Source organism: Rheinheimera oceanensis (genome assembly GCF_018831085.1).
In the GTDB taxonomy this organism is placed as follows: domain Bacteria; phylum Pseudomonadota; class Gammaproteobacteria; order Enterobacterales; family Alteromonadaceae; genus Alishewanella; species Alishewanella oceanensis.
In genome coordinates this window covers 1-9,082 of sequence record NZ_JAGPNM010000020.1, presented here as the reverse complement: position 1 = coordinate 9,082, position 9,082 = coordinate 1, and the positions used below count along the sequence as shown (strand labels likewise).

Genomic DNA, 9,082 nt, shown 5'->3' with positions numbered 1-9,082 from the left:
AGATGGTTTGGCAATCGGCAATGCGCACCCAGCTGCTTTTATGGTTATGCGGTTATGCAGCGCTGTGGCTTTGGGCCTGGCGCGTTAAACACAGCGGCAAAGCGGTAGTGAGCATTGCGGTAGTTAGCCTGGCCGCGTTATTGCTGGCCGCCAGTTTCAGCCAAACCGGCCATGTGGCCAGTTTGGCAGGCCTGTGGCCACTGTTACTGACGCTGCATGTGCTGGCAATTTCGGCCTGGGTAGGTTCGTTGCTGCCGCTGTGGCAAAGCTGTTACCGCTTAGCCCCGGATAGGTTACTGGCACTGATGCAGCAGTTTGGCCGCGTAGCGGTAATTGTGGTGTTAGTGCTTATCAGCTGTGGCGTGCTGATCTTACTGCAGCTACTCGATTCGCCTGCAGCGCTGTTTGTCACCGACTATGGCCGCTTAATGTTGTTTAAGTTGATGTTGGTAGCGGCCATGTTACTGCTGGCTGCCTGGCACAAATTTAGTCTGGTCAAAGCGCTGGCGCAACATCAGAACAGCCGGTTGCTGGCACGGTCTATTTTTATCGAAATACTGTTAGCGCTATTGGTACTGGCAACCAGTAGCAGCTTTACCACTGTGGTGGGCTTAGCCCATTAAGCCCGCTTTATTCTAATAATTACAACAGGATACCTAATATGTTTCGCAATAAAATTCAAACGCTGTCTGCCATCAGCCTGGGCCTGGCGTTACTCTCTCCCGTTAGTGCGCTGGCGCACGGCAATGAAAAACCTGCCGCCCCGGCCTTGTTCGTCGGCGAAAGCACCGCTGCCGCTCAGGCGGTAAAAGCGTTTCATCAGGCGTTACGCGCTGGCGATGCCAAAGCGGTGCGCGCCATGCTGGCAGATGACGTGCTGATTGTCGAAGGTAATGGCGTAGAGCGCTCGGCTGACGAGTATGCCAGCCACCATATGCTGGCTGATATGAAATTTATGGCGGCGGTACAGGTAGAAGCGCTGGAGCATCAGACCAAGGTGCTGGGCAAGGTGGCCTATTCGGTTAGCCGTAGCCAACTGACTGGCGACTATAAAGGCAAGCCGGTTGACGTTATCAGTAAAGAAACGCTGGTGCTGGTAGATACAGGCGCCGGTTGGAAGATCGTGCATGTGCACTGGTCGCACTAAGACAACAGCAGGAGATCACTATGAAGCTAACTCTGGCAGCGGTTGTGTTGGTAGCTACTGCGTTACTGGCCGGCTGTAAAGACGCCGGCCCGGCTAAACCGGAAACTACAGCTGTGCCCGACAGTGCAGCAGCACTAACCCTCACGGTATACAAAACGCCAAGCTGCGGTTGCTGTAAAAAGTGGGTATCGCACCTTGAACAGCAGGGAGTGGTTGCACAGACGAAAGACTATGATGATCTAAGCGGCATAAAAGAGCGCTATGGCATCACGCCACAGTATTATTCCTGTCACACCGCCGTATCGGAGCAGGGATATGCCTTTGAAGGCCATATCCCTGCTAAATACATCCGGAAATTTCTTGCTGAGTCGCACCCGGATGCAATTGGCCTGAGTGTACCGGCGATGCCGCTTGGATCACCGGGTATGGAAGTGGAAGGCCGCTTTATGCCGTACGACATTCTGCTGCTGCATAAAGATGGCAGCGCCAGCGTTTACGCTCACATCAGTGATGCTGCCATGCAGTAAGTAGTGTAGTGTCAATCCTTGCTGCTACGCGGTGCTGTAATGACAACTAAATCACTGTTTTAGCTAAATTAGTACTATGAGCAGTGCGGTCAGGCTTGCAACCTGCCGCACGGCTTACCGAGCCGAGCTGGGCACCTGTTCTCCTGAGATACCCTGAAATTCCCTCCTGAAAATACACTGCTATGTGCTTGAACTTACTTTAGTCACTATCTGCTGTTCAGCAGCGCTCAGAGCTTATCTGTGTTGCAGAAGTGTAAAGTTTAGCTAAAGTAGTGACAGTAGTATCGAAATTAACTATGTTAGTGACAAGGTATGCACTTTGTCGCAGATCCAGCTAAAAATCTGCACTTTAATGCACATTAAAGTGCAGAATAGAATCTATGTCTTATCATTATCTAATGTATGTAGTCTCTAAAGAGTACACTTAAGTTAAGCTTTAATTTAATAATCAGTGATATGCTTCGCGTCTCTTATTTAGCGATCGAGGATTGCTCTTTTCTTTCGCAGACTCATTATCTTAGTGATAGTAAATGAATAAAAAAATTAAACATGAGTACCAAATCAGTATGCGCTCAGCCATGGAGGCTGAACAAGTCAATGATTTAGACAATGCGTTTAAGTCTCTTGAAAGAGCGCATATTTTAGGGCAGAGATATTTTATACCGCACATAGCGACGCACTGGCAGATGTTACGAATTGGGCTTAAACGCAATGATAATCGCGAGGTTATTGGTCAGATCGTCCGTTTGATAGCAACGGTTCCGGGTTTTATATTTGGTTGGGTTCCAAGGGGAAATCCTGGAGGCGCGAATATCTCTGCTTTAAAGCCAGTGCCCTTGCCAGCTGACTTGCAACCCTTGCTAGCTGACAGCCCCATTTGGCGGGACGTCTTAATACGCCTGACTATTTACGCGGTTATCGTTTTAATCGTATTAGCATAAACACCCATACTATTGCCAAAACGTTCTTCGCTGCAGCCCAATGCTGCAGCGAAGCAGGTTAATGATTATTCCGTTTGCTGTTTGCGGTTATCGTTTTTGTGCACCCAATGATATAACACGGGCAATACCAACAATGTCAGCAAGGTTGACGAAATAATACCGCCAATCACCACTGTCGCCAGCGGGCGCTGCACTTCAGCACCGGTGCCAATATTAATCGCCATCGGCACAAAACCGAGGCTCGCGACCAAAGCGGTCATTAGCACAGGGCGCAACCGGGTAAGCGCGCCTTCCGTTATCGCTAACAGCAAGTCACCTTTCTCACGCCAGAGATCGCGAATAAAGCTCAGCATCACCAGACCGTTCAACACCGCTACGCCTGATAAGGCGATAAAGCCAATGCCAGCAGAGATTGATAAAGGCATACCCCTCAAATACAAGGCCAACACACCACCGGTGAGCGCCAACGGCACACCGCTGAAGATAATCAACGCATCTTTAAATGACGCAAAAGCCATCACCAGAATACCTAAAATCAGCAGCAACGTAACAGGCACCACAATGCTAAGGCGCTGACTGGCGGACTCCAGCTGCTCAAAAGTACCACCATAGTCCAGCCAGTAACCGGCTGGTAATGTAACGTCACGGTTGATTTGGGCCTTTACCTCTTCTACAAAACTACCAAGGTCTCGCCCGCGCACATTCGCGGTTACCACTACCCGGCGTTTGCCATTTTCACGACTAATTTGCGCCGGCGCAGGCGACACATCTAAGGTAGCCACTTCCTGTAACGGTACAAAGTCCCCATTTGGTAATGGCACCGGCAACACCGCCAGTTTGTCCAGATCGCGACGCAGGGTTTCCGGCAAGCGCACAATCAGCTCAAAGCGTCTGTCACCTTCATACAGAATACCGGCCGACGTACCTCCAATTGCCGCTGATACCCAGTCCTGTAGTTCAACCACATTTAAGCCGTAACGGGCAAGCGCAGTTCGGTTGGGGATCACCGACAAGGTTGGCAAACCAGTGACTTGTTCCACTTTAGTATCCGCAGCACCTTGCACCTTGTTGACGGCTTGCAGAATTTGATTAGCGCTTGTAACCAGCTGCTCTAAATCATCACCAAATACCTTAATACCCAGATCTGCTCGTACACCGGAAATCAGTTCATTAAAACGCATCTGAATAGGTTGGGTAAATTCATAGTTATTGCCCGGCAATGTCGCCAAAGCAGCCTCCATTTCAGCGACCAATTGGGCTTTGGTTTTATCCGGATTGGGCCATTCACTGCGCGGTTTTAATATCACAAAGTTGTCAGCCACATTGGGTGGCATCGGATCGGTCGCCACTTCTGGGGTACCAATTCTGGCAAACACTTTATCAACCTCAGCAAAGGTTTTGATCTTCTGCTCCAGAATTTCCTGCATTGCAACGGCTTGTTCTAAGCCGGTGCCCGGAATACGCATGGCATGTAAAGCGATATCGCCCTCATCAAGCTGAGGCACAAACTCTGCCCCCAACGTGGTCGCTAACCACAGACACACACCAACCAGAGCACTGGCCAAACCAATCACCAGCCAGCGAAATTTGAGTGCCAGCGCTAATAGCGGTGCGTACAGGGTTTTAGCGCCTCTTATGACCGCACTTTCTTTTTCACTGATTTTACCATTTAAGAACACCGCCACAGCGGCAGGCACAATGGTCAGCGACAACACCATAGCGGATAACAGGGCCATCACCACAGTCGCTGCCATAGGATGAAACATTTTACCTTCGACACCGGTCAGCGAAAAAATAGGAATATACACGATAGTAATAATGGCCACACCGAACAAACTGGGCCGGATAACCTCTGCAGTTGCCAGATACACCGTATTTAAGCGCTCTTTTAGCGGTTGGATACGGCCGTTGTGCTGTGCCTGCGCCAGGCGGCGAACCGCATTCTCGACAATAATCACCGTACCATCAACAATTAAGCCAAAATCCAGCGCACCCAGGCTCATCAGGTTGGCAGAAACGCCGGCTTGTACCATGCCGGTAATGGTCATCAGCATTGATAGCGGGATCACCGCCGCAGTGATTAACGCCGCCCGCAGGTTGCCCAGCAGGATAAACAACACTACGATCACCAGTAATGCGCCTTCCAGCAGGTTTTTACTGACGGTTGCAATGGCTTTATCCACTAAGGTGGTGCGATCATATACGGCTTCAGCAATAATACCCTCTGGCAGAGAGCTTTTGATCTGCTCCAGCTTTTGCGCGACATCGCGTGCCACTGTGCGTGAGTTTTCACCAATTAACATCATGGCTGTACCCAGCACAGCTTCTTTACCATCCTGGGTTGCCGCACCGGTTCGCAGCTCTTTGCCAATGGCAACATCGGCAACGTCACTCAGCTTTACCGGTATGGTGTCGTATTGCGTAATAATGACATTAGCAATGTCATCCAGAGAGGTTAACTGACCGGGCGAGCGTACCAGCAGTTGCATGCCCTCACGTTCAATATAACCGGCACCCCGGTTGTCATTGTTGGCTTGCAGGGCCAGTTCAACATCCTTAATACTCAGGCCATAATTAAGCAGTTTCAGTGGGTCGGGTAACACATGGTATTGCTTGTTGTAGCCACCAATGCTGTTTACTTCCACCACACCTTTAACCTGTGCCAGCTGAGGTTTTATTATCCAGTCCTGGATTTCCCGCAGTGCCATGGCATCGTAAGGTGAACCATTTTGTTGCAGCGCGCCCGGCTTGGCCTGCACCGTATACATAAAGATTTCACCAAGACCGGTTGAAATAGGGCCCATTTCAGGCTCTATGCCCTCGGGCAACATATCCTTGATAGCGCTTAACCGGGTGTTGATTAAATTGCGGGCAAAGTAGATGTCCGTGCCTTCTTCAAACACCACCGTTACCTGTGACAAGCCATAGCGTGACAATGAGCGGGTATAACTTAAATTGGGTAAGCCATACAGGGCAGTTTCTACCGGATAGGTAATACGCTGCTCTGCTTCAAGTGGCGAATAACCTGGCGCCGCCGTGTTTATTTGCACCTGAACGTTAGTAATATCCGGCACTGCATCAATCGGTAACTGTTGGTAGCTCCAGCTACCAATGGCAATAATCAACAGTGTCAGCGTTAAAAATAGATACCGCCTCGCAATAGCCAGGCGCAACATGGATTCAATCATAGTGCCCCCTTAATGATCATGCTCGGCTTCAGATTTTTCAATATCCGCTTTTAACAGATAGCTATTTGTCGTGACATACCACTGGCCGGGCTTTAAACCGGCAATCACTTCGACATAATCCATGTCGCTACGGCCAAGCTGCAATGGGGTAAAGACATATTCGCTATTGTTTTTTACGAAGACTCCGCTTTTATTGTCCAGTATTTGAATGGCCGATTTTTTAACGGCAAGCTCAACGTTGAATTCACCGCTTATCACAGCACCTTCGATCAATTGCCCGGACGACAGTTTACCGTCACGGTTATCCAGCTTAACTCTGGCCAGTTGATAGGGCTGGGTTAATGATGGGATGATATGCGCAATTACGCCGTTAATCTCAGTGTCAGCGGCCATAATGACCACTTTTTGTCCTGTCGCGACAGCATCTTGTTGTGACGGGTACAGGCGAAAATCTGCCCACAGGCCGCCAAAATCAGCAATGCTAAACAGCGTCTGCTGCTGTGCGACTTCACCAACATTGGCGCTGCGCTGAATAATAACGCCGTCAATTGGCGCTTTAATGGTATAGGTATTTAAGCTCTCATTTGACTCGACAACGGCCAGTACATCGCCTGCTTTTACGCTGTCACCCAGCGAGAATTTCACCGAGGTAAGAATACCGGGAAAACGGGCATTAACATGGCTGATGCGGTTTGGATCAGCGCTAAGCTTGCCATAAACAACCTGATGTTGGCGTAATCGCTGGCTGTCAGCACGGTCTGTGACAATATTAACTGCCGTAGCCATATCATCACTAATGCGGCTGCTTAGGGTTTCGTTGTGTTCATGCTCGTCGTTTTCGTCGTGCCCTTCATGCTCATTGTGTTCTTCATGTTTTTTGTGCTCTTCATTTTTCTTAGTGTCAGATTGCGGCTTTACCGCTTGTTCTTTGGCATGGACGTGAGCTTGTTCTTGCTCATTGGCGGCCATTACATGCATCGGCATCAGCCAGGCTGCAATAAACATTGCCAGTGTTACATGTGGTTTCATAATGCTATCTTCCTGTATGTTCTGTTTGCCACGTCGCACAGTTAATGAAGTGCGGCAGCGGGGCAATAATCTTGTCAGTTACTGCGTTACCGGCTCGGCGGTAAGCTGTTCAATCGTCGCCTGGCTCAATAGCACCGCAGTGGCGGTTTCCAGTAAGTGTCTTTTTGCCTGCAACAATTCTTGCTGGGCATTAAGCCAATCCTGATAATTTGAGCGCCCGCGCTGGTATGCATCACGCGTAAGATCCAGCGCTTGTTCCAGGTTGGGGATCACGTACTGCGCCAACTGTTGGTGACTGGTAATAAATTGCTGTCGTTGCGAGTACGCATCAAACAAGCGTTCATGCAGGATCAGTAAGCTATCCTGCTGTCGATACTCGACATTGTTTCGCTCTGCCAGCGCAGCTTCGATGGCTGCACTATTGCGACGTTCAGCAAATAACGGCACTGAGATACCAAAGGTAAGGCCTGTATCATCACTGGCCTGATAGCGTCTTACCCCTACCTGCCAACTCAGATCGGCGCGATTCTGGCTTTGTGCCAGTCGCACTTCAGCGTCTTTTAACCGACGTTCAGAGGCAAAAATGGTTAACGCCGGCGATTGTTGCAGCCGCTGATACAGCTCAGCAAAAGGGCGGCTTTGGCCAAAAGCAAACAAGTTACCTGCCACAACGTTAAAGTTGGCGCTGGTATCACCCCAAAAACGTGCTATGGCTATTTTTTGCCGCTCAATGCGCTGCAACAGGGCGTCCCGCCCGATCTGAACCTGCGCCAGTTGCGCCTTTGCCCGCATGATTTCAGCATCTGACAAGGCACCGCTGGCAGCACGTTTTTCAGCGCTTTGCAGCAGGGCTTCTGAGAGCGCTACGGCCTCTTCTGTCAGTGTCAATTCCTGCTGGCTGGCCAATAGATTAATATAATTGCGGGTAAGCTCTGCCAGCACATCCAGGGTTTGCGCCTGTTGCTGCCATTCAAGAGTATTGAGCCTGGCGTCTACTACCGCAGCGCGCCATTGAGCTTTATTATCCAGCTCTATCACGGAAGATAAGGCGATTGTCAGCTCAGCACCGGCCAGCCCTCTGGCCTCTCCGGTGCCCGCAACATTCTCAAGCTCTACACCGAGTTGATAACCGGGTTTAAGGCTTTGCAAATCACGCTCTGCAAACAGACGCTGTTGCGTAAATTTAAACTGATGCAGCTGAGGGTTGTGTTGCAGCGTTTTATCTATTGCCTGTTGTAATGTCAGTGCTTGCGGCTCTGCACGTAGCGGAAGCGCGCAAAATACCGCCGCCAGTATTGCTGGCAGCATTAGTGTCATACGCATGGGTATGCTCCTGAAAGTTAATCGTTAATAAAAAAAGATAAACAAGCAGGATCAGATATTTGGCGGCGGCACCGGTGGGCGATAGCTAATGAGGTTTAACCCTGGTTGGGTAGCGGCTATAACACTGTCACGGAAGTTAAGCAGTTCCATGCCCTGAAAAAAAGCGATATAGCAGGTCACATGAGCATGATTACTGTGTTCGTCGGCATCATGCTCAGAGTTATGTGCAACGTTATGTGCAGTGACTTGCTCACTGCTTACGTCGAAAAGGGTATCTGAGTGGCAGTGTTCATGTTGCAGGTCAGTGTAGGCATGGGCATGATCAGGCAAATGCATAACTAACGCATCACAGGCCATCACGGCATGATTCAGCATAATCAGCAACAGTAATAATAAGCCTGATGTACGACCTAACATAAATCCCTCAGTAAGTTAGCGCTATGGTAGCGCTATTGCGACTTACGCTTTTAGCTGTAAAATCCTGCGCGCACCATTGAGTACAACTAATCCAATGATGAACCCTATTACCAGATCCGGATAGCGTGACCCGGTCCAGGTGACTAATAATCCGGCCAAAATCACCCCAGCATTTACGATAACGTCATTTGCAGAGAAAATCCAACTGGCTTTCATATGCACGCCGCATTCCTCGCAGGCGATGGGATCGGGCACGTCCACCTGGAAGTGCATTTCGTCGTCGGTTGATTTGCAGCCCAGTACTTGGTATTGCGGCAGGTGAAGGATGTTGTCGGGAAGTTCGGTCATGGTGTTGTATAGGCGTAGGTGTCAGTCAGATCCATCCGACTCGGCATTGGTGTTTGCTTTTTTACCCAACAAGCTGCTGGAAACTAAAAGTAAGGCACCGAGGACAATTGCAATATCAGCCAGGTTGAAGGCCGGCCAATGCCAGTCTCGCCAATAGAAATC

Annotated in this window: 9 protein-coding genes and 2 pseudogenes; 4 read left to right on the top strand and 7 right to left on the bottom strand. The window is 49.8% G+C overall.

The genetic code is table 11. The annotated features are described in order from the left end of the window. The 4 genes from J3B89_RS20620 to J3B89_RS20605 all read left to right on the top strand — a co-directional run. Positions 1 to 623, top strand: a 623-nt coding sequence (locus tag J3B89_RS20620) for a CopD family protein (protein ID WP_215399496.1), incomplete at its 5' end; no start/stop codon positions are given. A 38-nt stretch (positions 624 to 661) separates the two neighbouring features. Further along, a complete protein-coding gene (locus tag J3B89_RS20615) occupies positions 662 to 1,147 on the top strand; it encodes a YybH family protein (protein WP_008985535.1) in 486 nt (161 codons plus the stop codon). A 20-nt stretch (positions 1,148 to 1,167) separates the two neighbouring features. Further along, positions 1,168 to 1,674 carry a DUF411 domain-containing protein gene (locus tag J3B89_RS20610; RefSeq protein WP_008985536.1) on the top strand — a complete coding sequence of 169 codons (507 nt, stop codon included), beginning with the start codon at positions 1,168 to 1,170 and terminating at the stop codon, positions 1,672 to 1,674. A gap of 530 nt (positions 1,675 to 2,204) precedes the next feature. Further along, positions 2,205 to 2,615 carry a DUF3703 domain-containing protein gene (locus tag J3B89_RS20605; RefSeq protein ID WP_008985542.1) on the top strand — a complete coding sequence of 137 codons (411 nt, stop codon included), beginning with the start codon at positions 2,205 to 2,207 and terminating at the stop codon, positions 2,613 to 2,615. Between the two features lie 65 nt (positions 2,616 to 2,680). Here the strand turns inward: J3B89_RS20605 and J3B89_RS20600 are convergent, their stop codons facing one another. The 7 genes and pseudogenes from J3B89_RS20600 to J3B89_RS20570 all read right to left on the bottom strand — a co-directional run. Continuing rightward, positions 2,681 to 5,803, bottom strand: coding sequence for an efflux RND transporter permease subunit (locus tag J3B89_RS20600; RefSeq protein ID WP_215399495.1), 3,123 nt, complete (start codon positions 5,801 to 5,803; stop codon positions 2,681 to 2,683). Positions 5,804 to 5,812: 9 nt separating this feature from the next. Further along, positions 5,813 to 6,832, bottom strand: coding sequence for an efflux RND transporter periplasmic adaptor subunit (locus J3B89_RS20595; protein WP_008985544.1), 1,020 nt, complete (start codon positions 6,830 to 6,832; stop codon positions 5,813 to 5,815). A gap of 78 nt (positions 6,833 to 6,910) precedes the next feature. Then, positions 6,911 to 8,155 carry a TolC family protein gene (locus J3B89_RS20590; RefSeq protein WP_008985545.1) on the bottom strand — a complete coding sequence of 415 codons (1,245 nt, stop codon included), beginning with the start codon at positions 8,153 to 8,155 and terminating at the stop codon, positions 6,911 to 6,913. A gap of 51 nt (positions 8,156 to 8,206) precedes the next feature. Continuing rightward, entirely contained in the window at positions 8,207 to 8,572 is a 366-nt protein-coding gene (locus J3B89_RS20585) for a hypothetical protein (protein ID WP_008985546.1), read from the bottom strand. Between the two features lie 42 nt (positions 8,573 to 8,614). After that, positions 8,615 to 8,803, bottom strand: a pseudogene (locus tag J3B89_RS20580) (cation transporter); the annotation flags it as partial. Continuing rightward, positions 8,792 to 8,920, bottom strand: a pseudogene (locus tag J3B89_RS20575) (ISL3 family transposase); the annotation flags it as partial. The pseudogenes J3B89_RS20580 and J3B89_RS20575, both read right to left, overlap by 12 nt. Before the next feature lie 21 nt (positions 8,921 to 8,941). Further along, positions 8,942 to 9,082 (bottom strand): signal peptidase II (locus J3B89_RS20570; RefSeq protein WP_215399497.1); only part of this gene is annotated, 141 nt, incomplete at its 5' end.